Source organism: Tannerella forsythia 92A2 (assembly GCF_000238215.1).
Taxonomy (GTDB): domain Bacteria; phylum Bacteroidota; class Bacteroidia; order Bacteroidales; family Tannerellaceae; genus Tannerella; species Tannerella forsythia.
The window spans coordinates 1,994,347-2,021,302 of record NC_016610.1 but is presented as its reverse complement, the minus strand read 5'-3'; the positions used below and the strand labels follow the sequence as shown (position 1 = coordinate 2,021,302).

The following is a 26,956-nucleotide window of genomic DNA, read 5'->3' as shown; positions in this document are numbered from 1 at the left end:
ATTTCTCTCTGCTTGAAAAAAGGCGATACCCATTCAAAAAAAAAATCAACCGCCCCAATATACGCTTTTGCTTTTTCCTACGTTATATCTAAATATTGGGTATAAATGTCTAAACGGGTTAGGGAATGATCGAATATATAAGAGGCGAAATCGTCGAACTGTCTCCCGCACAGATGGTCATCGAATGTGCAGGGATCGGCTACGGGCTGAACATCTCGCTCACGACGTACAGTGCGTTCGACAAATGCGGCGAAGGGAAAGTGTACGTACACGAAGTGATTCGGGAAGATGCGCATTTGCTGTTCGGCTTTGCCAGTCGTGAAGAACGCGAATTGTTCTTGCTCCTTACCTCCGTTTCGGGTGTAGGACCGAATACGGCGCGCATGATTCTCTCATCACTCAAACCCTCCGGTCTGATTGATGTCATCGCCTCGGGCGATGATGTGAGTCTGACAGCCATCAAAGGTATCGGGAGCAAGACGGCGCAACGCATCGTAGTCGATCTGAAAAATAAAGTCAGACCCGTTGAAGGACTCGACGAACGTAAAGCCTCCGCAGGAATGGGACGCCCGGCTACGGGTGAAGAAGCCGTAGCCGCGCTGGTGATGCTCGGTTTTCAGAAAGCGTCATCACAAAAAGCCGTAGATTCCCTCCTGAAAAAGACGCCGGACATGACGGTGGAACAATTGATCAAAACCGCCCTTACAATGCTTTAATGAAGAAAAGTTTCAGACATAGTTTCCGGTTGTTTTTCGTAGGGATCGGCACGAGTGTCTGTATGCTCAGCCAGGGCCTGGCACAGCAGACAACAACACAGACAGCTCCGAACGATACGCTGCTGAAAAGCCGGTACCCGATCTCGAAAACCGTCCCGCAGGAATACAAGGAGCTTACCCGACAATCGCCCGCCGATCTGCGCGATCCGGAGAATCTGAAAACATCGATCGAATACGATCTGCATACAGGCATGTACATCATCCGCACTAAGGTAGGTGACATGGAACTGGGTACCCCCCTGACACTGACACCCGAAGAATACCAAGACTACAGCATGCAGGAATCGATGCGCGCCTATTACCGGCAAAAAAACGAAGAATCGTTTCGCGAATCGGCTAACGGACAATTCAATTTCATGGATATGCAGTTCAATATCGGAGACGCCGGCAAGATTTTCGGCCCGGGCGGTGTCCGCGTGCGGTCGCAAGGAACGGCCGAACTGAAATTAGGCCTCAAATCGAGCGGCACGAAGAACCCGTCGCTGCCCGAGCGTTCACGCAGCCGTACCTTCTTCAACTTCGATAACAACGTGCAACTTAACATGCAGGCCACGGTGGGAACGAAAGTCAATTTCGGACTGAACTACAATACACAGTCGTCGTTCGATTTCGACGCTTCACGCCTGAACCTCGCCTATGCCGGCGATGAAGACGAAATCATCAAAAACATCGAAGCCGGAAACGTCAGCCTCAACACCGGTAATTCGCTCATACGCGGCGGCGCAGCCCTCTTCGGGATCAAGGCCGAACTGCAATTCGGTAAATTGCGTGTCAATGCGTTGCTGGCACAACAGAACTCCGAGTCGAAAACCATCTCGTCGAAAGGAGGCGTTCAAATGACAGACTTCGAGATCAATATCGATGATTACGACGAGAATCGCCACTTCTTTCTCGCACATTATTTTCGCGACCATTACGACGAGGCCATGGCCAAACTCCCGTATATCTCGTCCAGCGTCAGCATCAAACGTATCGAGGTATGGGTGCTCAATAAACGCAGCAACTACAACGACGCCCGTAACATCGTGGCCTTTTCCGACTTAGGCGAACATCATCATATCTTCAACCCCAAAGTGCAGCCGTCAGGCTCCGTTTCAGTCCCTTACAACAAAGCAAACACGCTCTATAATGATCTGATCGAGAATTATAAGGATGCCCGAAACATCAACAGAGTCGGGCAAACGCTTGAGGGATTCCTTGAAGGCGGAACAGACTTCGTCAAAATGGAAAGCGCCCGTAAGCTGAGCCCGTCGGAATACAGGCTGAACGAACAGTTAGGATATCTTTCGCTGCAGTCGCAATTACAACAGGATGAATGTCTTGCTGTAGCCTTCGAATATATGTACGGCGGTACCTCTTATCAGGTCGGCGAAATCTCGACCGACGATAAGGAAAATACGAGCCGGTGTCTTTATGTCAAGTTGTTGCGAGGTGTCAACATGTCGCCCAACATGCCCTTTTGGAACCTGATGATGCGAAACGTATACTGGCTCAACGCTTCGTCGGTACAAAAAGACAAGTTCAAGCTCGACGTCGTCTATCAAAGCGATACGACCGGTACCTACGTATATAGCATTCAGGAAGGTAACATTGCCGGAAAAACCTTGTTGCAAGTGATGAATCTCGACCGGCTCGACGCCAATAACGAACCCGTCCCCAACGGCAACGGATACTTCGATTTCGTTGAAGGCTACACTGTCAGCTCCTTCAACGGCCGTATCTTCTTCCCCGTCGTCGAACCTTTCGGTTCACACCTGCGAAAAGCTATCGGTAACGATGCCATCGCCGACAAATATGTTTTTCAGGAGCTGTACACCTTGACGAAAACAGCTGCGCAGCAGATCGCCGAAAAGAACAAATTCAAACTGAGGGGGAAGTACCGCGCATCTTCCTCATCCGAGATCAGCCTCGGCGCAACGAACGTAGCGCGCGGCTCGGTCGTTGTCATGGCAGACGGTGTCAAACTCACCGAAAACGTGGATTATACCGTTGATTATGTTTCCGGTACCGTAACCATCCTGAACGAAAGTATCATCGCCGGTAACAGGTCTATCAGCGTTTCACTCGAGAACCAATCCGTCTATAACATGCAGCGAAAAACGATGATGGGAGTCGATCTGAGCTACGAGTTTTCCAAAAACTTCACCATGGGAGCCACCCTGATGCATCTCTCCGAAATGCCGCTGACCACGAAAACCACCATCGGAGACGAATCGATCAAAAACACCCTGTGGGGCGCCAACCTTGCTTACAAAGGAGAGAGTCAGTGGCTCACCAACATGGTAGACAAACTTCCGCTGCTGAATCTGACCCAACCAAGCCAAATCTCGTTCAATGCCGAATTTGCACACTTGATCGCCGGACATTATGAGAATAAAAATACAGGCAAACATTCTTATCTCGATGACTTCGAATCGACACAAAGCAGCTTCGACCTGCTCAATCCCTATCCATGGGCTTTGGCCAGCGTGCCCTACGACAATACGGCCGGCGCACTCTTCCCCGAAGCCTCATTAGTCAATAATATCGAATACGGCAAAAACAGAGCGCTCTTTGCCTGGTACTATATCGACGGAATTTTCACACGGCCAAGCTCTTCATTACGCCCGCGCCACATCAGCGATGACGATATCTCGAACCATTATGTACGCGCCATCAGCTATTCGGAAATCTACCCGAACAAAGAGCTGGCCTACAATGAAAATAGTACGCTCTATGCCCTGAACCTCGCTTACTATCCGAATGAACGCGGCCCCTATAATCTTGATGCCGACGGAATAAACCCTGACGGGACATTGACGAACCCACAGAAACGATGGGGCGGTATGATGCGTAAACTCGAGCAGACGGATTTCGAAACCGCTAATATCGAATACATTGAATTCTGGCTGATGGATCCGTTCATCTATAACCGAGAAACGGCTAACGGAGGCGACCTTTATTTCAACCTCGGAGAACTGTCCGAAGACATCCTCAAGGACGAAAAGAAATTCTTTGAGAACGGTCTGCCGATCAATGGCGATCGGTCACAAGTCGACACGACCGTCTGGGGAAAGATTCCCATTCAGCAGAGTACGGTCTATGCGTTTGATAACACCGCCGGAGCGCGGAGGCTGCAAGATGTCGGCCTCAACGGTCTCACGACCGAAGAAGAAAAAACATTCCCGGCGTACCAAAACTACGTCGAAAAAGTGAAACGCAAAGTCTCTGCCGAAACGCTCCTCTCGTGGGAAAACAACCCGTTCTCCCCCATCAACGACCCGGCCGGCGATAATTATCACTATTTTCGCGGCTCGGATTACGATCGCGATGAAGTCGACATCCTCACGCGTTACAAACGCTATAACGGCACCGAAGGAAACTCAACGGCGGCCGAAGATTCGCCCGAACGATACGATGTATCCTCCAAGACCGTCCCTGACGTAGAAGACCTGAACAACGACAATACCTTAAACGACCAGAACGAAAAGTATTATGAATATAAGGTATCAATCCGCCCGAAAGATATGGTGGTAGGCAGTAATTATATCGTCAACCAGCGCAGAGTGAAAGTAAAGCTACCGAACGGAAGGTCAGACACGACATCTACGTCGGTCACCTGGTATCAGTTCAAGATTCCGGTGAAAGAATATCAACGTAAGATCGGATCTATACAGGATTTCAGGAGCATTCGCTTCATGCGTGTTTACATGACCGGCTTTCAGGAGCAAACCGTTCTGCGCCTCGGTACATTCGAACTGGTTCGCGGAGAATGGCGCACCTACCTGCAAGACTTGTCGAACCCGAACGCTCCGCCCTCCATCAACGGGACATTAGACATCACCTCGGTCAATATCGAAGAAAACGGCGACCGACAACCCGTCAACTATATTTTACCACCAGGTATCACCCGAATGACCGATCCGAGCCAGCCTCAATTGCGCCAGCAGAATGAACAGGCGCTCTCAATGAAGGTGACGAATCTCGGCTCGCAAGACGCACGTGCCATCTACAAAAAAACAAATTATGATATGCGCCGCTACAAACGGTTGCAACTCTTTGTTCATGCCGAAAAATTCATCAACGATGTTACATCCTTGAACAACGGAGAGCTATCGGTCTTCCTGCGTCTCGGCTCCGACTATAAAAACAACTATTACGAATATGAAGTTCCTCTGAACCTGACACCGGCCGGACACTACAACAATAGCAGCGAGAACGACCGCCAAACCGTCTGGCCTGCAGAAAACATGATCGATTTCCGTATGGAAGTGCTGACCAACCTGAAGATGCGACGTAACCGCGCCCGGAGGGAAGGACAGAGCGATGTGAGTTTCGCAAGGCTCTACTCGGAATACGATCCTGATCGCCAACTGAACAAAATCAGTGTCATCGGTAACCCGAGCCTTGCCGAAGTGAAAACGATCATGATCGGAGTGCGTAACAATTCCAAAGACATCAAAAGCGGTGAGATATGGGTGAACGAATTGCGCATGACTGACTTCGACGAACAGGGAGGCTGGGCAGCCAACGGCGCCTTGAGCATCGCCCTGTCCGACTTCGGAACCTTTAATGCAACCGGACACATTGAAACAGCCGGCTTCGGACGTATCGACCAGTCCATCGGCGAACGAAACATGGACGACTATTTGCAATATGCCGTCTCTACCTCCATGCAATTAGGCAAATTCTTCCCCGAAAAGGCGCAAGTTCATCTGCCGCTTCACTATGCTTATTCGCGTGAAACCGTATCCCCCCAGTATAATCCGCTCGATCAGGACGTGAAACTTAACGATGCCCTCGGCCTCCTGGATTCAAAAGCAGAAAAAGACTCATTGAAAAGTCTGTCTCAGCAGCAAGTAACAACTAAAAGCATCGCATTGAACAACGTGCAGGTGAACATCAAAAGTAAAAACCCGATGCCTTATGACCCTGCCAATTTTTCGATGAGCTATGCATACAACGAAAGAAAACGTACCGACCCGGAAACCGTCTACGAAACGACGAAAAACTATCAAGGCAACCTGAGCTATGTGTACACCCCGTACGCCAAACCGTTTCAGCCGTTCGAAAACATCGAAAAAAACAATGGCTATACACGTTATATCAAACAGTTTGCTCTCAACTACCTGCCTTCCAATATCAGTTTTCAGACCTCTATCCTGCGTAACTATTACGAGATTCAACTGCGTAATCTCGATCTCCTGAGCTCCGGAACAAATACCATCCCCGTATCATTCAGTCAACAGTTTTATTGGGACCGTTCTTTTAACATTCGGCTCAACCCGCTCAACAACTTAAGTATCGATTTCAGCGCCGGCACAAACGCAAGAATCGAAGAGCCCCATGTACAGGTCAACAAAAAACTGAATCCTCACGCATATGAAGTATGGAAAGACAGTGTTAAAAAAAGTATTGCCGAATTAGGTACACCGCTGGCGTATGATCAGACGTTCAATGTAACATACACACTTCCGTTGCAGTATATTCCCGTGCTCGACTGGATGGGAGGGAGCATGTCCTACAACGCAACATACAATTGGGAGCGCGGATCATTTGTAGACCGTGATATCAAAACCGGCAACAGCATCAAAAACCAGCGACAAGTGAACTTGCAGGGAAGTATGAATTTCCAGTCCTTCTATAACAAAAACAGATTCTTGAGAAAAATCAATCAAAAATACGGCTCCGCAGCGGAGAGCAATCGTCGAACACAAGAGGACAAGAACCGGAAAAAACAGAAAAAAAAATTTGAGACGACGATACAGCTCAGTCCCGATAGCGGAACAATCGTCAACCATGGCCTGATGATTCGGAAATTTACCCGTATCGTGGCACGACGAACCGATGACAGTACATTATACAAAATCGACTACAAACCAGTGGACTACGCCCGTATCCGTATTAACAATCGCGACTCCGTCGAGCTGCACCTGACGATGTATCCTGCGCCCCCACAGGAAGAAACACCGGCATACAAGGCGCTCGAATATACAACGCGCTTCCTGATGATGGCCCGCCGTATCCATATCCAATACGGCCTGAGTGACGGCATGTTGATCCCCGGCTTCGAACCGATGATCGGCGACTGGGTCGGTCAAGCCAATACCCCCTTCGGAAATGCGCCGGGATGGGGGTTCGCATTCGGTGACGTACGCGAAAGCTATATCCAAGAGGCAGCAAACAAGAACTGGTTGATTATGGACAAAAATAATGTCAAACCTGCACGGATCAACAGCAGTAAAACGCTCACGGCGACAGCCACGCTCGAGCCGGCCCTCGGACTCAAGATCGATCTGAATACCACGCGAGTCGACTCACGCGATACGGAAATAAGTTATATGTTCGACGGCATGCCGACACTTTACGGCGGTACGTTTACCATGACGACCGTAGCCTTCGGAAATGCATTCGCAAGCCTCGGAAATGCATCTAACGGATATGAATCGAAAACCTTCCGCGAATTTCTGAACCATCGGAGCATAATCGCATCAAGACTGGAAGAAAAGTATGCCGCAACAAGGTACCCGAATGCCGGATTCCTCGCTAACAGTTCGTTAGCAGATCAACCGTATAACCCCGAGAAAGGAAATGTCAGTCGGAATTCCTCCGATGTGCTGATCCCTGCATTCCTTGCAGCTTACACCGGGAAGGACCCGAAAAAAATCGAATTGACTGCTTTTCCGAAAGCCCTCGCCAACCTCCTTCCGAACTGGCGTATATCGTACGACGGACTCATTCAACTACCCTTTATAAAGAAACATTTCAAAAATATGGTCCTTAGTCATCAGTACCGATGCGTATACAGCGTCGGGACCTATCAATCTTATCCGAAATGGGTAAGTGCCGGAAGTCATCATCTCGGTTATATTCCAGACACGCAAACGGACGCACCTATACCTTCTTCAGCGTTTGCAATCACATCCGTAAGTCTTACTGAAGGGTTTAATCCGCTCCTTGGCATCGATGCTACATTCTTGAATAATGTTACGACCGGACTGAAATATCAGAAAACCCGCAATCTCAACTTGAACATATCGTCCTATCAGATCGTAGAAGCGCACTCCAACGAATTTGTAATTAGCTTAGGATACAAATACGCAGATTTCAATAAGGTGTTAAAAATGCGGAAAAAGAACAACTTCAATAATGACTTGACTTTACGCTTCGACTATGCACGCCGAAAAACACAGGCGCTGATTCGCAAAATAGAAGACGGATATACGCAGATGACCAGCGGAGCCATGACACAAAGCTTGCAGTTTTCTGCCGACTATGCCCTCAGCAAATCGATTACCCTGCGTGCTTACTATGATCTGCAAATCAATACTCCGCTTGTTTCCAGCGCCTCCTACCCTACTTCGAATTCAGATTACGGCATCAGCATTCGCCTCTCGCTCACTCAATAATGTCAGCACAAGGAGAAAAGTTTGTCTTTTTTTATTATTTTTTCCTTCAAATAAAGCTCAAAGTCAAAAAAAATCGTTTACTTTGTACCATTGGAAGATAATGTATGGGAAAAACCCCATAAAAAACAGCGTAATGGAATTGACAAAAGACACAAACGAAACAGGCCAAACGGAAATGACCCAAATGCCTGATGCCCTTTCTGCCCAGCAGCCGTCTGAAAACGTCGCAGAGAGTTCTGAAATCGTGCAAGAGCAAGAAAATGCCATGGAAGAGAAGCCGGCAGAAGCTATGCATGACATCACCCTTGATGAAGCATCGGTACAAAAAGAGCCCGAGATGAAAGAACTCCCGACAACCCCCGACGACTTTTGCGGCGAACTGCAGGAGGCCATTGAAGTCGGCGCCATCGGTATGATCGACAAACAGGCGATTCTCGAAGAGTTGAAGACCTTGGTGGAACATGCCGAAGAAGCGCCCCGTGAACAACTGGAAAAGCTGAAAAAGGCATACCTCCAAACGGTAAAAGCCGAAGTCGATGAACTAAAACGTATCTTTATTGAAAACGGCGGAGAAGAAAGAGATTTTGATACGCCAGCCGATGACACCGCCGCAATCTACCGGCAACTGCTCGACCGGTATAAGGAAAAAAGGATCGCCTTGCAAAAAGAGCAAACGCGCATCAAAGAAGAAAATTACCTTAAGAAGTTACAGCTCATTGACCGGATGGGTGCCTTAGTCGACAGCAACGACAATTTCAACAAACGATATAACGAATTCAAGGAAATTCAGCAACAATGGAAAGAGTATAATCCCATACCACAAGAATATGCAAGGGAACTATGGCGGAATTTCCAGCTTCAAAGCGAGCGGTTCTATGATCTGGTTAAGATCAATAACCAACTCCGCGACTACGATTTCAAAAAAAATCTGGAAATGAAAACAGCGCTTTGTGAAGCCGCCGAGAAACTGACGGATGAAACGGACGCCGTCTCGGCCTACCATCAGCTACAGACACTTTTCCAGCAATGGCGCGAAATCGGACCGGTATCGCGTGAGTTACGTGAAGAGCTATGGGCGCGTTTCAAGAGGGCTTCCACCAGTATCAATAAGCGTCATCACAACTATATCGGAACATTGAGGGAGCAGGAAGAGGAAAATCTCAAAGAGAAGACAAGCCTCTGTGAAACGGTTGAGGGTATCGTTTATGACGATTTAAAATCATTCAAGGATTGGGAGAAAAAGACACAGGAGGTACTGGATCTCCAACAGAAATGGCGCACCATCGGCTTCGCTTCGAAGAAGAAAAATACGAAAATCTTCGAACGTTTTCGCAAAGCCTGCGACGAATATTTCCAAAGACGAAGTGAATTTCTCAGAAACACAAAGAAGGAGGCGGAAGCCAACTATCAGCTGAAAAAGGTGTTGGCCGAAAAAGCCGAAGCGCTGAAAGAAAGCACAGATTGGAAAGAAACGACAAGAGCCATGATCAAACTTCAGGAAGAATGGAAGAAAATCGGGCCGGTCAGTCGCAAACAATCCGATGCAATCTGGAAACGCTTCATCAAAGCATGTGACTATTTCTTTGAACAGAAAAATAAAGTCGTCGCCTCACAAAAAGGAGAGGAAACCACAAACCTTGAAATAAAAAAAGCGCTGATTGAGAAAATCAAGGCGGTAGACGAACGCCTGCCCGAATCGGAAGCAGTCGCGACCCTGAAATCGCTGATTGCCGAATGGAATGCGACGGGGCATGTTCCGTTCAGAAGCAAAGATAAAATCTATACGGCGTTTCGTGAGGCCATCGATCAACAGTTCGATCGTCTGAACATCGCTCAGACCGACCGCCGAATGCAGCAATTCCGTTCCACATTGACCGAAATGAGCGGGCAGGGTGAAAATAAACTGCATGACGAACGGGATAAACTGATGCGGATGTATGAGCGCATGAAGAATGAAGTGCAGACCTACGAAAACAATATCGGATTCCTGAACGTCTCCTCCAAAGGGGGAAGCGGCCTACTGAAAGAAATGGAACGTAAAATCGAACATTTAAAAGACGAAATGGCATTGATCGTTAAGAAAATTGACGCGATCGATGAAAACCTCGAATAAGGCACTTCATCTTTTTAATCCGGGACATGAAACGGCTATTGCGTCGGGAGTACGTAACTATACTCCCGACGCAGTCGTTCAAAAAATGATGTCCGACCTCTCTCTTCTCCCGTTATGGTATGGAAATGAGGGAGACTATGTTCTCACTTCCAAAGCAGAAACCGCCAAACGTTTCATCGAATCACTGCCTCCGGATTTACAACCGTCCCTACATCCCGTCTCCGACAAAGAAACCTGCCGGCTGACCGCATCTCTCGACGCTTCTCCGTGGGGACTTTCACCGCACAGCCTCCATCTTTTTGAAAAGCTTCGAAAACGAGGAGCTCCTCTTTCCATTCCTGCCTGGAAGGAGATATACCACACGTTAACACATCGTCGCGCGGCGGCATACGGTCTCCGGGAAACGTTACGACGACTGCCCGGACTACCTTCCATCTCGATTCCCTGTTTCTACGAAACCGGCGCGGCCGTCAAAACACATATCAAAACCCATCCCCCACCCTTCTTGCTAAAAACCCCTTTCTCGTGTTCCGGACGAGGTCTTTATCCGATCATGAGCACAATGGCAGACAAGAAAGCCATGCAATGGATCGAAGGGGCTTTGAGAAGACAGGGGGCTGTCAGCATCGAACCGATGTGGAAAAAGTCTGTGATTTTGCCATGGAATTTTATGCCGATGGCGAAAATGGAATCAGCTATGAAGGATTGTCGATCTTTGAAACTCAAACGAAAGGTATGTTTTCCGGCGGATGGTTAGGACATGCCGAGTTCTTGCAGAAGTTCTTAACGACATATATTTCGGAAGAGACCTTGGCTGCAGTACGGGAAGCGGTTACATTGACATTAAAAGAGATACTCGGCAATGTCTATCGGGGGTATCTCGGCGTAGATATGCTTATCTTCAGACATAACAAAGCGTATGCCGTTCATCCTTTTGTCGAAATGAATCTGCGTTACACGATGGGGTTAGTGGCCTGTGAATTAAGTCGTCGCCTGATCCATCCGGCATCGCAGGGACGGTTCATGATCTCCTGCGAGAAAAAAGAAGCCGCCTTACGTACCGACGGGCTTTTAAGGCAGCAATACCCTTTGCAGCTTTCCGACGGACGAATCCGCTCCGGCTATTTCTCACTCTGTCCCGTTACCGCCGAGACAAGCTATCGTGCCGGCGTGCTGATCCATGCGGAATAATATCTGCCGGACTACTTCTATGAAAATCGTCAGAACGGTTAGTTGATAGATTGGATATTTTTCCGGTTCAGAATAACGTATATGATAACGGGTGCGCCAAGTACCGGCGTTACCGCATTGAGAGGAAAGACCGTCCCCATGCCGGGAACCACCGTGAGCAAGTTACAGAGCAACGCCATGCACGAGCCGGTCAGCATCGTCACCGGCAGCAACATGCGGTGATTCTCCATTCCCAAAGTCAGCCGGGCAATATGGGGCACAGCCAACCCGATAAACGAAACAGGCCCGCAGAAAGCGGTGGCGGTAGCCGTCAGCAGTCCTGTACAAAGCAATATCAGGATGCGGGTGCGTTTGATCTTTACGCCGAGATTGGCGGCATAACGCTCGCCAAGTAGCAAGGCATTAAGTGGCTTGACCAGCAGCAAAGCACATGTCAGTCCGATAAGCGTACAAAGAACAAAGAAAGGCAGGCGCTCGTTCGAAACGCTCGAAAAGTCGCCCATACCCCACATCACGTAGGCATGGATACGGTCGGACGAAGCGTAGTAGTTCAACATCGAAATCAACGATGAAGCGATATAGCCAACCATGATCCCAATGATCAGCAGCATGATATTGCTTCTGACTTTCGTCGAAAAGTAGATAATCAAACCCAAGACGGAGCAGGCCCCGGCAAAAGCGGCCACGATCAGAGCCAGCGATCCTCCGACGGAAAAAACGGAAGACAAGCCGACCGCACCGCCTCCCAAAAGCATCACGAGGGCCACCCCAAGATTAGCCCCGTCACTGATGCCTAAAATCGAAGGACCGGCTAACGGATTCCTGAAAAGCGTCTGCAACAACAAGCCACTGACAGCCAACGACGCTCCCACAAGCAACGCCGTCACGGCCTGCGGCAACCGCGATTGCAGCACAATATGCTGCCAAGCCGTCTGCTCAACGGAATCGCCCAATAAAATACGAATCACCTCACCGAGTGGAATCGATACCGTGCCATATGCCAAATTGCCCGCCCATAACAAGACAAGCAGCAGCAAAAGCGCCGGATAGAACAATCTGCTTTTTCCGTTCATACGACAAATGTACGGTTTTTCCCGCAAAAGAAGCCTTATCACCCTAAAAAGCGAAAAGACGAGGTCATCACGACTTCGTCTTTCCATTGAGAGATTAACCTAAGTATTTAAACCCTATCAACCACACTTTACATATATGACGTATAACACCTCAAAAACCCTTAATCAAAAGTGTTAAAAAAAATTATTTCTCCAACTTTTATTCGTGGTAATGATCTTTTTTTATCGATACGGCAAAATAAAAATGGCCCTATTTTATTAGAAATAAGCACAGAACAAAAAAAATGGATCTAATTATAAGTAAAACACTCTTCTTCGCTTATTTTGTTTCATTGCTGTCCGATAAAAGTTTATGCTTAGGTTCATACCGTCATTCATCCCAACAATGCCTCTATGTCGCACCTCAGAAAGTCTTCCAACGAAACGCCTCCCGAGCCCACAACAAAAGATTTCCTGGGATGAAATGCCTCCACAAAGACAGGAAGACCTGAGTTCATCCCGCGACGACCGCTTTTCACCTCAATAGCTGTCACCTCACCGTCGTTTACGATAATGAAGTCTACCTCTTTGTCCTTATCTGCCTTGTTCCTTGCAGGCTCTCGCCAGTAATACACTTGATAGTCTGCCTCCTCTGCCATGCCCAGCAAATGAACACCTATCGTACTCTCCACCCATCGCCCCCAAAGCGTCGTGTCCGTTCTGTCCGTAAGGAACGACCTGCCTTTATATGCTGTCAGCAAGGCGTTGTTGTACACTTGGTATTTGGGAATGGAGCCACGCTTTCGGGCATCATCATTGGCATACTTTTGCAATCCCGTCAGCAATGCACACTGGTCGAGTATCTCTAAATACGAAGCCAACGTGGTCACGTTGCCGGCATCTTGCAGTTGTCCCATCAGTTTTGTCAGCGAAAGTATCTCGGCAGAATAACCGCACCCTAACTCAAACAATTGTTTCATAAGGGCAGGCTTGTAGATGTTGGAGGTCATCAGTACATCCTTTTCGATGACAGGAGCCACCAACGAATCCTTGATATACTTACGCCAACGCTTTTCGTCACCAATCATGTGGGCAGCACCGGGATAGCCGCCAAAGTAGATGTACTCGTCAAGTGTCACTCCGAAAGCGTCGTGCATCTCCTGATAGCTCCAATGCCCGAGGCGAATAAGCTCAAAACGCCCTGCTAACGACTCCGTAAGTCCTCTCTTGAGCAACAGACGACTGCTGCCCAGCAGTACCACTTTCAGATTGAGGTGCTTGCGCGTGTCCTCGTCCCATTCTCTCTTGACCACCTCGCTCCAATTGTCAATCTTCTGAATTTCATCGATCACAAGCAGGCGTTCAGCCTCTCCACGGAGCGTCATGGTGGTTCGTGCTCCTTCCCACACTCGGCGTATCCAGTCACGGTCTTTCGGATCGATGGCATCTGCCACTTCTACCGAATATGGAATGGGTACTTTCTGCAGCACCTGCCCTACGAGAGTAGATTTGCCCACTTGTCTCGGACCTGCCAATACTTGCATAAAACGCCTTGGCTCCTGAATGCGTGCTTTCAGCGTGTGATATTGTTTGCGAATATAGTTCATGCTCAAATCTAATGATGGATTTACTCAATTATGATGAGAATCTTACTCAATTCTACTTGCAAAAGTACTCAATTTTCTCTGTTCGCACAAATAAAATCGCTGTAAACTTCAGGTAATAGACAAGTTAGAAGGTGAGACATCTCCTTTTTTATCCTCCCACCGCCGTGGGCGGGAGGAGAGGTTTTTATCGTCGGCCTATCGCGTCATGCCCGTTTCGGGCAAGGCAAATTTTATGGGCGGACGGGCAGCACCGTGAACCCGTAGTAGCGGTTGGTGTTGTAAAGTCGTGTTCGACCGAAACGAAGTAGAGGTAGCGGGCGTCGATGCTGTACGCCGTGATGAGCGAACTCGACCAGTAGACGCCCCAGCTGCCGGCACTGATGAGCTCGGAACCTTTGCGGCCGCCGGCGGCAGGCAGGAAGATGGAGTTGCCGTTCGGGCCATCTACCTACTTGAATTAAGATAAAAGAGTTAATGATATTGTCGTCTTGCCTCACATACCTTATTAAGACCTTTGCAAAAGTCTTTTTACAACAAAACACCACTATTATAATCAACAAGTTATACCCATAGATTCGACATTTGAATAGAGTTTTGCAGAGGTCTCTTAATTATAATAGGCAGCTTGTGAAGATACCCATGAGCCGTTGCCAGAAGGTGCGACAAGTCTGTTTTTTTGCTGCAAAATTAAAGGTGAAACGATGGGAGGGAACTATCAAAATCGGACATTTTAGTATAGTAATCATTTGTGTACAAATGAATTGTAGTAATATTTTTACACATGTTAATAATTGGTAATTTTTGGACATCGGATAGAGTTTCAAGGATGATTTCACAGACATATTCCTGATGAAAGTGGAGTGCCTTTTTCACCACCCTAAATGGTAGTCTATGAGAAAAAGGTGGTTATTTATTTGGGATTCGCCAAGACATTTTGTAACTTTGCGGCATCAAATATTCAAACGAATGAAACAGATTCCGGAACTCTATCAAAAGTGGTTGGCGATGCACCCCCTTTTGCCTGAAGACGAACAACGTCTCCAGCGCAAGTTTATGCTCGATTTCAACTTCAACAGCAACCACATCGAAGGAAACACGCTCACATACGGACAGACGGAAGTGTTGCTGTTGCTCGGCGAAGTGGTCGGTTCTGCCAAGATGAAAGATTTGGAGGAGATGAAGGCTCACAATGTCTGTCTGAAGATGATGGAGGCAGAGGCCCTGAACGGCCATCCCCTGACAGAACTCTTCATCCGCAACATGCATCAGACAATGCTCCGTGAGGATTATGAGGTGTTCAGGCAGTTACCCGGCGACATCCGTACAAGCTACACGGTACATGCGGGCTGCTACAAGACCCGTCCGAACTCCGTCATCACACCTACGGGAGAGCGTTTCGACTATGCCTCGCCCGAAGAAACTCCGGCCTTCATGCACGACCTCGTGACTTGGTACAACCGTGTGGCCGACACCGACGAGTATTCGCCCATAGAGCTTGCCTCGCTGTTCCATTACCGTTACATCCGCATCCACCCCTTCGAGGACGGCAACGGGCGTATTGCCCGACTGTTGGTGAACTTCATCCTGCTGCGCAAGAAATACCCGATGATTGTCATTCATAGCAGTGACAAAAGAACCTATCTCAATGCCCTCAGTCAGGCGGATGCACTGGTGGGGCCTGCCCCCTCGGACGGCGCGAATGCCACACCGGAACGGATAAAGCCCTTTTCGACGTATATGGAAAAAGTGCTTGCTGGTGAACTGACGCAGAATATAGCCTTCGTCGAAGGCAATGCCGGTCATATATGGTGGTACAACGGCGAACTGATCTCTTTCCGAAGTCCGCGTACCGCCCAACTGTTGCAGATACTGACGGAGAATCCCAAGACAACCAACGCGGAGCTGTCCGCACTCCTGGGAATCAATACATCGGCAGTGCAGAAACAGTTGGCTACGTTATCCGCCAAAGGCTATATCGTCAGGGAAAGCAAGCCAAAGCGCTGGCATGTCGTGGCATTTCCGACCATCTCAAAGGGTGGCAATACAAAGGAAGGTGGGCACAAACGGTTAGCATAAAAAACATCGTCTATGAACAAATATAAAACACCATACCTATGCAGCACCATAAACATGGACTTTGTGCGTTATACACAAGTATGTCGTATATATTTAAAACGGATTAGATGAACGTAAGATTAATAATTGGATTAATTCTTCTTTTTAACTGCTCTCAGAACCTTGCAATAGCAGAGGAAAAAAGATTTCCTTTGATAGTTAAATCGGGACATTTATTGTCCGAATGGAAATTAAATGATTCCATACAAGCAAAAGTAATGTTGGAAACAGGTTTTCCTAAAATTGTGATAAGTGAAAATTTTGCTCTTAAACATCTAAGTAAATGATAAATTTTAACCTCTATGTCTCGTCCGGTCTCTCCCTTTGGGGACCGCCCTTCCGGATCGGAACACGCGGAGAGTTGGTCGTCTTTCACCTTTCATTTCGCCGGCCATGAAAGTGTTTCTGCAAGCCATCGTCGGACAAATCCTCTTCAACCTCTATATTTTTTACCGGGGTAAACAGGCGCTGCCGTCGCAAAAAAAGTGGCGCATACCTTTTGTGCTCTTTTTCCTGATCGAATGGACGACGTATTTCTATGGATTCTTCTTTCACGAAGACCTGCCGGATCACGTCATGATTCCGATCCTGTACTTCTGCGGCACATGGTACGTTGCATCCATCTATCTGATGCTCGGACTGCTGACCGCCGATCTCTTCCGGCTGACAAACCGTATCAGACCGTGGATTCCCGCATTCATCACCACCCGAAACCTGCGTCTGAAACGCTTTTACTACGTGTTCCTGCTGGTCGTCACCGCCGGACTGATGATGCGCGGATATTATAATGTAACGCATCCCGTAGTGACCTATCAGGACATACACATCCCGAAAAACGTGGAGGGACGCGACAGCCTCACCATCGCTCTGATAAGCGACACTCATTTCGGCGAAATCATCGGCAAAAAGAGCGCGGAACGCTTTGTGGCGCTCTGCAATGCGCAACGACCTGATATCATAATTATTAACGGAGATATCATGGATTACGAGTCGCGTTTTGCCGAACGCGCACATATTGAAGACAATCTGCGACAACTCCATGCTCCGTTGGGCGTTTATATCACGTTAGGTAATCACGAATACCGCGCCAACCGCTTCGCCAAACTGCGCTGGTTGCAGAAAACGGGCGGGGTATTGCTCATCGATTCGGTCGTCATGCCCGACAGTACGTTCTACCTCGTCGGACGCGATGATGCGACGAATAAAGGACGAAAGCCGTTGAGTCGCCTGCTTGAGGGCGTAGACAAGAGGAAACCTGTGATTGTAGCCGATCATCAGCCGCGTTTCGACGAGATCGTGATGAACCGCTGCGACCTTGGGCTTCACGGTCATACACATAACGGACAGTTCTGGCCTTACAGTTGGATCATCAAGCTGGTCTACCGCTGCTCGTACGGTTATTACAAAGAAGGCGCTTCGCAGTTTTATATCTCGTCCGGCATCGGTTTTGCCGGGCCACCCTACCGCATCGGCACAAGATCGGAATTGGCCGTGATCCGAGTGACCTTTCATCGCAATTAAACATTAAGACGGTGTGCCAAACGTTTCGTTTCAACACACCGTCTTCTATTTGAATCGGACTTAAGATCGCCTCTTAAAAAACTCTTCGTGGAAAAATACGGTAGCCCCCCGTATCAGTCAATCAGTTCAAACCCTGTATAAGGAATGAGCGCTTGAGGAATCCGGATACCGTTCGGTGTCTGATTATTCTCCAGCAAAGCCGCAACGATACGAGGTAAGGCCAAAGCGCTTCCGTTAAGCGTATGACAGAGCTGAACCTTTTTATTGGCATCGCGATAGCGACATTTCAGGCGGTTGGCCTGATAATTCTCGAAGTTAGACACCGAGCTGACTTCGAGCCACCGTTTCTGTGCAGCGGAATACACTTCGAAATCAAACGTCAGCGATGAAGTGAAACTGAGATCACCGCCACACAACCGCAGGATGCGCCACGGGAGTTCTAACTTTTCAACAAGCGTCTGAACATAATCGAGCATCTCCTGCAAGGATTGATACGAGTGTTCGGGCTTATCGATACGGATGATCTCGACCTTGTCGAATTGATGCAAACGGTTTAAGCCCCGCACATCTTTTCCGTACGAACCGGCCTCGCGACGGAAGCAAGCCGAATAAGCCGTATTTTTGATGGGAAGATCCGCCTCATTTAAAATCACATCTCTGTAAATATTCGTAACCGGCACCTCTGCGGTCGGGATCAGATACAAATCGTCCAGACCGACATGATACATCTGACCTTCTTTGTCGGGCAACTGCCCCGTTCCGTAGCCCGATTCCGTATTTACGACGTATGGCGGTTCAATCTCAAGATAGCCGGCCTCACGCGCATTGTCTAAGAAGAAATTGATGAGTGAACGCTGCAACCGCGCTCCCTTTCCCTTATAAACGGGAAAGCCCGAACCGGTGATTTTAACGCCAAGTTCAAAATCAATAATGTCGTATTTTTTTGCCAATTCCCAGTGAGGCAGAGCATCGGCATGAAGTTCGGGCACCACGCCTCCTTTCTTTTCACACACGTTGTCTTCAGCGCCTTTACCCTCGGGCACAGATTCATGCGGCATATTGGGAATAGAAACTAAATATTCATGGATTTCATCTTCGGCCTGTGTCTTCGTTGCTTCCAACTCTTTATTGGTATCTTTCAGCCGGGCTACCTCGTTCTTAGCCTCTTCGGCTTCAGCCGTTTTTCCGTCTTTCATCAGCAAACCGATCATTTTTGAAATCCGGTTGACCTCGGTCAGGTTCGCATCTAAAGTTGTTTGTGCATTGCGCCGTATTTTATCCGCAGCGATAATCTTATCGGTGATTTCCTTGGCATCGTAATGCTTGACGGCCAGCCGGCGAATGACTTCGTCCTGATTTTCTGTGATAACTTTTATTGTCAACATATTCCTTCTCGTTTTTTTACAGACAACAAAGATACATAAGTTTACGGAATGTTGATTCGCCTGCCCCAAAAAACTACCGTACCACCCCTCCGGTAATCCAGCGTTTTTTGTAATAAGGCTCGTCTAAACTGCTAATGATAACTCCTTTTGAGGTGCTCGAATGAACGAACTTCCCGTCTTTCAGGTAAATGCCGACATGCGACGGACGCTTCGATTTTCGGCGGGTATAGAAAAAGACCAGATCGCCTTCGCACAAACTTTTTTTGTTGATGCGCTCACAATTCGCAGCCAACATGGCAGCCGAAGAACGTGCAAGAGTTTTGCCATAGATATTCTTGTAAATGTTCGTAACGAATCCCGAACAATCGGTTCCTTTTTTCGTGCTCCTCCCCATCCGGTGCGGAGTACCGATCCACAGCGCAACCATCCGGTAAAGTTCCAGATTATCCTCATCCGTCAATGGTATTCCTAACCGGTACGAAATATCTTCTGTAGCCTCCGAGACAGCGATCGTGCCCATTTTCCGGTGTGCCGCGCACGACAAAACCATAATGTTCATCAAACACAAGGCAAGCCACACGATTCTCTTTTGCCCAATACACCTGAAATAATTCATTGATCCGTTTTAAGAAATATATAAACAACCAACAGAGGCTGTCCTTCCGAGTTTATGACTCTTCTGGGCAGCCCCAATATTTTCTTGTACGGAAGAATCTGTCTATTCTTTCTTCTCGCTTACTGCAACTCAGCAGCCTCCTCTCGCCACTTACGAATTCTCTGCTACTGTTTCCGAGGTACTCTTGACCGAGATATACGAACGATTTTCCCTGCCTTTACTGAAAACAACGACCCCGTCGATCAATGCGTAAATCGTATGATCTTTGCCCATACCTACGTTTTTACCCGGATGAAACTCCGTACCCCGTTGGCGTGCGATAATATTTCCGGCTTTTGCCATTTCGCCACCGAACAGCTTAACACCTAATCGTTTGCTTTCCGATTCGCGACCGTTCTTCGAACTTCCGACTCCTTTTTTATGTGCCATTTTCTTCTACTTTTTAAACGTTAAGCAATAATTTGTTTGATATTCAACTCGGTAAACTGCTGACGATGACCGTTCAACTTGCGATGTCCTTTTCTTCTCTTCTTGTGGAATACCAGAACCTTATCTCCCTTTACCAACGGAGAAATGACTTCGCATACGACCTTTGCTCCTTCAATCGTAGGCGTACCTACCTGAACTTTACCGTCGGTATCGACCAACAACACTTTGTCGAACTCTACCGTTGCCCCACTTTCCGCATGACGCATGTGGTGAACAAATAATTTTTTTCCTTCCTCAGCCTTAAACTGCTGACCGTTAATTTCTACAATTACGTACATCTGTCTTCTTAATTATTAACAGGTTATTTCCCGGGGGTGGACGCCTTTTTACGCCTCTTGTTCTACCCTCTGCAGATTTTTTAGGGTGCAAAAATACGCATTTTTTTCGAACCGGACAAATTATCTGCTTTTTCAACTGCTGTATTTTCCGAATGGTAAGCGCAACTAACGGATAAAAACAGGTAGGAACAATGCGGATTTCGATTTCGATAATTTTATTCGAATATGCATAATTGCTGATTTTATGCTACCTTTGCGACTTATTAAAAATTTGTAAACACAATGACATTGATTAAATCGATTTCCGGTATCCGCGGGACGATCGGCGGTGCACCGGACGACGGACTTAATCCGTTGGCTATCGTAAAATTTACGGCGGCTTATGCCACGTTTATTCGTAAAAACACATCGGTAACGACGAACCGGATTGTCGTAGGGCGGGATGCCCGTATGTCGGGACTGATGGTAAAAAACATCGTGATTGGAACCTTGACGGGAATGGGCTTCGATGTGGTCGATATCGATCTGGCTACGACACCTACCACCGAACTGGCCGTAACCATGGAACAAGCTTGTGGCGGAATTATCCTGACGGCCAGCCACAATCCTAAGCAGTGGAACGCCTTGAAACTGCTGAATGAAAGAGGAGAATTTCTCAATGCCGAAGAGGGCGGGGAGGTTCTACGGATCGCCGAAGCCGAAGATTTCACATTTGCTCCGGTCGATGCGTTGGGTAAAGTAATTACGGACAACCGCTACAAGGAACGCCATATTAAGCATGTGCTCGGACTTGAATTAGTCGATGTCGAAGCGATTCGTGCAGCCAATTTCCGCGTCGCCATCGACTGTGTCAATTCGGTCGGCGGCATAGTTATCCCCGAGCTGCTGTATGCGTTAGGGATCAAGGAAATTTGCAAATTACACTGTAATCCGCACGGGAATTTTTCGCATAATCCCGAACCCATTCCGGAACATCTGACCGAGCTTTCGCAATTGACGAAGCAGGCCAAAGCCAATGTGGGCTTCGCAGTCGACCCTGATGTAGACCGCCTGGCCATTGTCTGCGAAAACGGTGACATGTTTGGTGAAGAATACACGCTGGTCGCCGTCAGCGACTATGTGCTTTCACATACGCCGGGCAATACGGTGAGCAACCTGAGCTCGAGCCGGGCGCTGCGTGATGTTACCCGCAAACACGGTATGGAATATCATGCGTCAGCCGTCGGCGAAGTGAATGTCGTATCGAAGATGAAAGAAACAAATGCCGTGATCGGCGGAGAGGGCAATGGCGGCGTGATTTATCCTGCCAGTCATTACGGGCGCGACGCACTTGTCGGAATCGCATTGTTCCTTACTCATCTGGCGAAGAAAAAGATGAAAGCAAGTGAATTGCGAGCTACATACCCCAACTATTTCATTTCAAAGCAACGCGTCGACCTGAGTCCGTCGATCGATGTGGAGGCCATACTGGCTAAGGTAAAAGAAAAATTCTCACAGTACGACCTTACCGATATTGACGGAGTAAAGATCGACTTCCCCGATAAATGGGTACATCTGCGCAAGAGTAATACGGAGCCGATTATCCGTATCTATGCTGAGGCACATACGATGGAGGAAGCCGATGCGTTAGGTCGTGAACTGATAGACATTATCAAAGAATGTGCGTCATAAACGGGAGACGCTTTTGCATCTCATCCGTTTCCGAACATACCGCGGAGAGGCCGGACACAAAAATCATTTGGAGACAGCCTCTCTTTTTCGTTTCCCCAAAAACGTTTTCCTTTGTTTTTCAAATATTCGACGTATGCGCAAACTGAAAATAACCGAGCTGAACCGTCTGACGGCCGATGAATATAAAACCGTTGCCAAACTTCCTGTGGTGATCGTACTTGATGAGGTAAGGAGCCTGAATAATGTGGGCTCCGTATTCCGTACAGCCGACGCATTTCGTATGGAAGCCGTTTACCTGTGTGGCATCACGGCGACACCTCCGAGTGCGGAAATTCATAAAACGGCATTAGGTGCTGAAGAAACCGTCGAATGGCGTTACTATAAGGATACGGCCGATGCCGTTGCCGAGCTTAAACAGCAAGGATATGTGCTTTGCGCCCTCGAACAGGCCGAAGGAAGTATTTCCCTTCAAGACCTTTCACTTGATATCAATCAAAAATATGCTATCGTTGTAGGACATGAGGTAAAAGGGGTGCGACAAGCCGTGGTCGATACCTGCGATATGTGTATCGAAATTCCTCAATGTGGCACGAAACACTCGCTGAATGTATCTGTTGCGACAGGGATGGTACTATGGGAGATATTCAAGCAGTTAGATAGCCCCGCACTCCACTAACAAAACCACACGTTCGGTCATGGCGTCTTTGCCTTGGGGATCGTACTCCGATTTCAGGCTGGCCCCAAACATACCGGCAAAAATATTCCAAAAACCGGCACGAAAACCGCCGAGAAAAGCCTTGGCCAACTCATAGCTCGTCTGATTGCATTCGCGGTCGACAAGCCTGATCAACAACTTGCCCTGCGAGAGGCTCATCTTTTTCAGTTCGGGTTTATACTCGTTGAACAGTTCTTTTTCCATCCGTTTGAGGTGCGCTTTCTTTGTCTTCTCGTCCGGAAGGGTTTCGATGTACTCGTATGTTTCGATCAACGTCTCGTAGATCAGTTTAGCGTAAGGAAGTGTGCGTTTGACATCACGCACAAGTTTATTGTATTTCTGCCGCTCCTTCTCGTTCCGGAATTTCAGCTCGGGGAAGACGTACACATGCGGCAAGCGAACCAATGGAATCGTATCTTTGCCGTCTAAGACCCCTCTCACATACCCATCGGGAACAGTCAGACGGATATCGGACGTTGCCGGAGCTTGCGCGAATCCGCTCACACAACCCCAAAGAAGCAACCCTGCAATCAGATATCCGTACCGTTTCATAGTCTCATTCGTCAAGGATTTTCATAGACCGTATCGCGATATTTTTCAACGGACGGTCGTTCGTGTCGGTCGGTACGAACTGAATTTTATCGACCACTTTCATGCCTTTTACCACCTCGCCGAAGACGGTATAAGCACCGTCGAGATGCGGAGCGCCTCCTTCCGTCATGTAAGCCTCGCGCTGTTCGGGCGTGAGCCGGATATTTTTTTCGCGCTCCATCTTATCCAGTTCCATCGAGGTGAAGTACTTGCCCGTCACGATGTAAAATTGCGAAGCCGACGAGGCGCGTTCGGGATTGACATCGTCGCCCGTACGCGCTGCTGCCAGCTGTCCGCGTTTATGAAAATATTTCGGATAGACGATCTCAGCCGGAATAGTATATCCCAGATCACCGTCGCCAAGTTTCTTCTCGGGCGGCGCATCTTTCGATGTCACATCCCCCACCTGAATCATAAACTGCTTGATCACCCGGTGAAACAGCAGACCATCGTACTGATGCTCATTCACTAACTTGATAAAATTGTCGCGATGTTGCGGAGTCTCGTTATATAATCTGACGGTGATTTTACCTTTGTCGGTATCAATCAGTACCATGGTTTCCTTTTCCTGCGCCTGAAGACGTATCGCACCGAACAGACACAAGCCGCATGCCAAAGCGATATGGATTATTTTTTTCATTCCGATTCTTCTGCAATATTCCACTGATATAACCATTCCGGCCTGCATCCGGTTCAACCGAACAGCTGAGCGGGATATTCGCCCGCATCGATCAGTGCTTGAATCTTATCAACGACCCCTTGACGATCAGCCGCATACGTTACACCAAACCATTTCGATGTCGTATCCAATACTTTAACACACGCCTTTCCTTTTGTAATCAGTTCGTTGACCATCAACGGAATGAAATATTCGGCTTTCGGATTGTCGATATTTTCTTTCAGAAATTCTTTGAAGAACGCTTCCGAATACGCAAAATAATCGGGTGTAAATCCCCACATATTCATCGATACCGGCGTATTCTCTTCCAACGTAATGATCTGCCCATGCTCGTCCGTGAACTGAATCTTACCGTCAATGCGCTCAATCGCCGTGCGCTCCACGACCGACGTAAGATAGCCTTTATCGTTCGTTTCGCAAACGCCACGCGCCACCGACCCGCTTTCGCTCAGGGTATTGCCTACACGAAAACCAACCATGCAATACGTATTTTCTTTACCCTCCGATTTCAACAATTCCTCACCGATGACCGCAAAACTGTCACGCCCGTAAAAATCGTCGGCATTAATCACCGCAAACGGTTCCCGAATAACCTCCTTACCCATCATGACCGCGTGATTCGTGCCCCACGGCTTCGTGCGTTCAGGAGGGCAAGTGAAACCTTCCGGCAATTTGTCGGACGACTGGAAAACGACTTCCACCGGGATATGATTCTCGTATTTGGACAATATTTTCGACCGGAAGTCGGCTTCAAAATCTTTCCGTATGACAAAGACCACTTTGCCGAACCCTCCACGAATCGCATCGAATATCGAATAATCCATAATAGTTTCGCCATTAGGCCCTACACCGTCTAACTGTTTCAATCCTCCGTAGCGGCTTCCCATGCCGGCCGCCAGCACAAATAAAGTTGGTTTCATATTATTCTTTTGTTTTTTGTGGCAAACTTACATAAAATCTCTTGAATAACCTCGACAAATGGGAGAAATAACGCTAAATAACTTAGATCGCCGAGAGTGTCGGTTCTCTTTTCGGTAGTAATAAAGTCAATATGCAGGGCAAGATATCACATTCACTTTATATTTTCCCCTTATATCGGATACAGCAACATCCATAGATTTAATAGAATCGGTTAATAGTGAATGGAAATTTTATGGGATAAAACTCAAATAAAAAGACTGTGAACAAGAAAAAAGAGTCATATATCAAAAAAAAGAAGAAGAAATATTTGGATTGAATTAAAAAAGGCGTTACCTTTGCGGCGTAAATATTTACACATAAAGACGTGTGGGTCTATCCACAATCATTAATTGGATCCAGGCGAAATTCGTCGTAGATTAGATGGAGCTATTGAAGAGGTTAAAAAAAGAGTAAAAACTAACTACAAGTTAGCCGTACCACAATTCTATAACAACCGTATTCAACTTCTGCTGCCACTTAATTTGACTCCTGGTTCACCTAATCCTGATTTAGCATTGGCAATTCACAAAATTAGTGATGATACATATACTGCTCGTACCTGTCTCACACTAAAAATGGCATATAACAATGCTCGTTTGATAGTAAAGCCTCAAAGTGCTTGGTTGAAGCCATAGAATTGGGGAAAAGTTTTTGAGAGTTCAAAATTGCACTCTCTTTTTTAATAACTTACTACAGTCAATTGAAGGAATTTACTACCTTTGTAGCATCAAGAGTTATCACATTGAAGCATAACGATGAAGAACTCAGAGATACGAACGATTGCTATCTCGTTACCCTATTTTCAAGCAGTCCGACCAATTAATTTATTCTAAGCAAGTTATCTTTTCTTGCAAAACTTACATAAAAAACTTCATTTTTTATGCCGGTGCAATAAAAAAAATCAAGCCCTGCGAACTTGATTCGTCTCCCGCATCAAGGTTTGCAATCAATCTGCGTAAAGATTTGTCCCCCGTATCGATAAATGCGATAACTATATAATATCACGGGATGTTCGTGCGTAGACGTTCCCGGAATGTGATAGTCCCCGCCATACATACGACTTCTTCTAAAGCGCTTACTCGTCGATTTCCTTCATGTTATGAAAAACATTCTGGACGTCTTCGTCTTCTTCCAGTTTCTCAATCAGCTTTTCGATACTCTCACGCTGCTCGGGAGTCACTTCTTTCACGTCGTTCGGAATACGAAGGAATTCGCTCGTTGTAATCTCGTAGCCATTCTCTTCGAGGTATTTCTGAATGGCCGAATTTTGAGAGAAATCTCCATAAAGCACAACTTCGTCTTCCTCTTCATAAACTTCGTCCACTCCAAAATCAATCAGTTCCAACTCCAACTCATCCAGTGACATTCCTTCCTTTTTGGTGATATGAAACACACATTTATGATCGAAAAGAAACTCCAACGATCCGCTTGTGCCCAGCGATCCGCCGGCCTTATTGAAATAGCTGCGGACATTGGCCACGGTACGCGTCGTGTTATCGGTTGCCGTTTCCACAAAAATCGCAATCCCGAAAGGTCCGTAGCCTTCATAGTTCATCTCTTTATAATCGGTATAGTCTTTCGAGCTGGCTTTTTTAATGGCACGATCGACATTTTCTTTCGGCATATTTTCCTTCTTCGCTGTCTGTATCAACACACGAAGACGCGGGTTATTTTCCGGCTCAGGGCCACCGGCCTTAACGGCGATGGTGATTTCTTTTCCCAGCTTCGTGAATACGCGGGCCATATTTCCCCAACGTTTAAATTTCCGCGCCTTGCGGAACTCAAATGCTCTTCCCATAGCTTATATCC

The 26,956-nt window shown here is 47.5% G+C and carries 21 protein-coding genes; 11 read left to right on the top strand and 10 right to left on the bottom strand.

Features of this window, described 5'->3' with window-relative positions:
* The first annotated feature begins 125 nt into the window (after positions 1 to 125).
* From ruvA to BFO_RS15855, 5 genes are all read left to right on the top strand, one after another.
* The gene (ruvA, locus tag BFO_RS08270; RefSeq protein WP_014225230.1) at positions 126 to 716 is read left to right on the top strand and encodes a Holliday junction branch migration protein RuvA; all 591 of its coding nucleotides are present in this window, start codon (positions 126 to 128) and stop codon (positions 714 to 716) included.
* Positions 716 to 8,164, top strand: a complete 7,449-nt coding sequence (sov, locus tag BFO_RS08265) for a T9SS outer membrane translocon Sov/SprA (RefSeq protein ID WP_014225229.1) — start codon at positions 716 to 718, stop codon at positions 8,162 to 8,164. Before ruvA ends, sov begins: the two co-directional genes overlap by 1 nt.
* A gap of 133 nt (positions 8,165 to 8,297) precedes the next feature.
* Positions 8,298 to 10,277 (top strand): DUF349 domain-containing protein, encoded by a 1,980-nt coding sequence (locus BFO_RS08260; protein WP_014225228.1) that lies wholly within the window; start codon positions 8,298 to 8,300, stop codon positions 10,275 to 10,277.
* Positions 10,261 to 11,034: a hypothetical protein gene (locus BFO_RS14455; protein WP_052299256.1), complete on the top strand. Its 774-nt coding sequence runs from the start codon at positions 10,261 to 10,263 to the stop codon at positions 11,032 to 11,034. Before BFO_RS08260 ends, BFO_RS14455 begins: the two co-directional genes overlap by 17 nt.
* Positions 11,013 to 11,468 (top strand): hypothetical protein, encoded by a 456-nt coding sequence (locus BFO_RS15855; protein ID WP_052299255.1) that lies wholly within the window; start codon positions 11,013 to 11,015, stop codon positions 11,466 to 11,468. The genes BFO_RS14455 and BFO_RS15855 overlap by 22 nt, the downstream gene beginning before the upstream one ends.
* Before the next feature lie 38 nt (positions 11,469 to 11,506).
* On the opposite strand, the gene BFO_RS08250 is transcribed toward BFO_RS15855, so the two are convergent.
* Positions 11,507 to 12,541 carry a FecCD family ABC transporter permease gene (locus BFO_RS08250; protein WP_014225227.1) on the bottom strand — a complete coding sequence of 345 codons (1,035 nt, stop codon included), beginning with the start codon at positions 12,539 to 12,541 and terminating at the stop codon, positions 11,507 to 11,509.
* A gap of 374 nt (positions 12,542 to 12,915) precedes the next feature.
* Positions 12,916 to 14,127, bottom strand: a complete 1,212-nt coding sequence (locus BFO_RS08245) for an ATP-binding protein (RefSeq protein WP_014225225.1) — start codon at positions 14,125 to 14,127, stop codon at positions 12,916 to 12,918.
* Between the two features lie 966 nt (positions 14,128 to 15,093).
* On the opposite strand from BFO_RS08245, the gene BFO_RS08235 reads away from it, so the two are divergent.
* From BFO_RS08235 to BFO_RS08230, 3 genes are all read left to right on the top strand, one after another.
* Positions 15,094 to 16,203, top strand: coding sequence for a Fic family protein (locus BFO_RS08235; RefSeq protein ID WP_046472587.1), 1,110 nt, complete (start codon positions 15,094 to 15,096; stop codon positions 16,201 to 16,203).
* A gap of 107 nt (positions 16,204 to 16,310) precedes the next feature.
* The gene (locus BFO_RS15000; protein WP_060827879.1) at positions 16,311 to 16,529 is read left to right on the top strand and encodes a hypothetical protein; all 219 of its coding nucleotides are present in this window, start codon (positions 16,311 to 16,313) and stop codon (positions 16,527 to 16,529) included.
* A gap of 106 nt (positions 16,530 to 16,635) precedes the next feature.
* Positions 16,636 to 17,763, top strand: coding sequence for a metallophosphoesterase (locus BFO_RS08230; protein WP_014225222.1), 1,128 nt, complete (start codon positions 16,636 to 16,638; stop codon positions 17,761 to 17,763).
* Positions 17,764 to 17,876: 113 nt separating this feature from the next.
* Here the strand turns inward: BFO_RS08230 and serS are convergent, their stop codons facing one another.
* From serS to rplU, 4 genes are all read right to left on the bottom strand, one after another.
* Positions 17,877 to 19,148, bottom strand: a complete 1,272-nt coding sequence (serS, locus tag BFO_RS08225; protein WP_014225221.1) for a serine--tRNA ligase — start codon at positions 19,146 to 19,148, stop codon at positions 17,877 to 17,879.
* 73 nt (positions 19,149 to 19,221) lie between these two features.
* Positions 19,222 to 19,764 carry a C40 family peptidase gene (locus BFO_RS08220; RefSeq protein ID WP_014225220.1) on the bottom strand — a complete coding sequence of 181 codons (543 nt, stop codon included), beginning with the start codon at positions 19,762 to 19,764 and terminating at the stop codon, positions 19,222 to 19,224.
* A 150-nt stretch (positions 19,765 to 19,914) separates the two neighbouring features.
* On the bottom strand, positions 19,915 to 20,193 hold the full coding sequence (gene rpmA, locus BFO_RS08215) for a 50S ribosomal protein L27 (protein WP_014225219.1): 279 nt from the start codon (positions 20,191 to 20,193) through the stop codon (positions 19,915 to 19,917).
* Between the two features lie 20 nt (positions 20,194 to 20,213).
* On the bottom strand, positions 20,214 to 20,531 hold the full coding sequence (gene rplU, locus BFO_RS08210) for a 50S ribosomal protein L21 (protein ID WP_014225218.1): 318 nt from the start codon (positions 20,529 to 20,531) through the stop codon (positions 20,214 to 20,216).
* A 282-nt stretch (positions 20,532 to 20,813) separates the two neighbouring features.
* Here rplU and glmM point away from each other — a divergent pair, with 282 nt between their 5' ends.
* The gene (glmM, locus tag BFO_RS08205; protein WP_014225217.1) at positions 20,814 to 22,202 is read left to right on the top strand and encodes a phosphoglucosamine mutase; all 1,389 of its coding nucleotides are present in this window, start codon (positions 20,814 to 20,816) and stop codon (positions 22,200 to 22,202) included.
* Between the two features lie 133 nt (positions 22,203 to 22,335).
* Complete coding sequence (locus BFO_RS08200) at positions 22,336 to 22,878, top strand: RNA methyltransferase (RefSeq protein ID WP_041591227.1); 543 nt, start codon at positions 22,336 to 22,338, stop codon at positions 22,876 to 22,878.
* Here the strand turns inward: BFO_RS08200 and BFO_RS08195 are convergent.
* The 3 genes from BFO_RS08195 to BFO_RS08185 are packed head-to-tail and all read right to left on the bottom strand — an operon-like array spanning position 22,855 to position 25,107.
* A complete protein-coding gene (locus BFO_RS08195) occupies positions 22,855 to 23,469 on the bottom strand; it encodes a DUF4294 domain-containing protein (protein WP_014225215.1) in 615 nt (204 codons plus the stop codon). The genes BFO_RS08200 and BFO_RS08195 overlap by 24 nt on opposite strands.
* A 4-nt stretch (positions 23,470 to 23,473) precedes the next feature.
* Positions 23,474 to 24,148, bottom strand: coding sequence for a peptidylprolyl isomerase (locus BFO_RS08190; RefSeq protein ID WP_041590803.1), 675 nt, complete (start codon positions 24,146 to 24,148; stop codon positions 23,474 to 23,476).
* Positions 24,149 to 24,201: 53 nt separating this feature from the next.
* Positions 24,202 to 25,107 carry a glycosyltransferase family protein gene (locus BFO_RS08185; RefSeq protein ID WP_014225213.1) on the bottom strand — a complete coding sequence of 302 codons (906 nt, stop codon included), beginning with the start codon at positions 25,105 to 25,107 and terminating at the stop codon, positions 24,202 to 24,204.
* A 390-nt stretch (positions 25,108 to 25,497) separates the two neighbouring features.
* Here BFO_RS08185 and BFO_RS08180 point away from each other — a divergent pair, with 390 nt between their 5' ends.
* The gene (locus BFO_RS08180) at positions 25,498 to 25,782 is read left to right on the top strand and encodes a DUF3825 domain-containing protein (RefSeq protein WP_041590802.1); all 285 of its coding nucleotides are present in this window, start codon (positions 25,498 to 25,500) and stop codon (positions 25,780 to 25,782) included.
* 440 nt (positions 25,783 to 26,222) lie between these two features.
* Here BFO_RS08180 and BFO_RS08175 read toward each other — a convergent pair whose 3' ends face one another.
* Positions 26,223 to 26,945, bottom strand: coding sequence for a YebC/PmpR family DNA-binding transcriptional regulator (locus tag BFO_RS08175; RefSeq protein WP_014225212.1), 723 nt, complete (start codon positions 26,943 to 26,945; stop codon positions 26,223 to 26,225).
* Between the last annotated feature and the right edge of the window lie 11 nt (positions 26,946 to 26,956).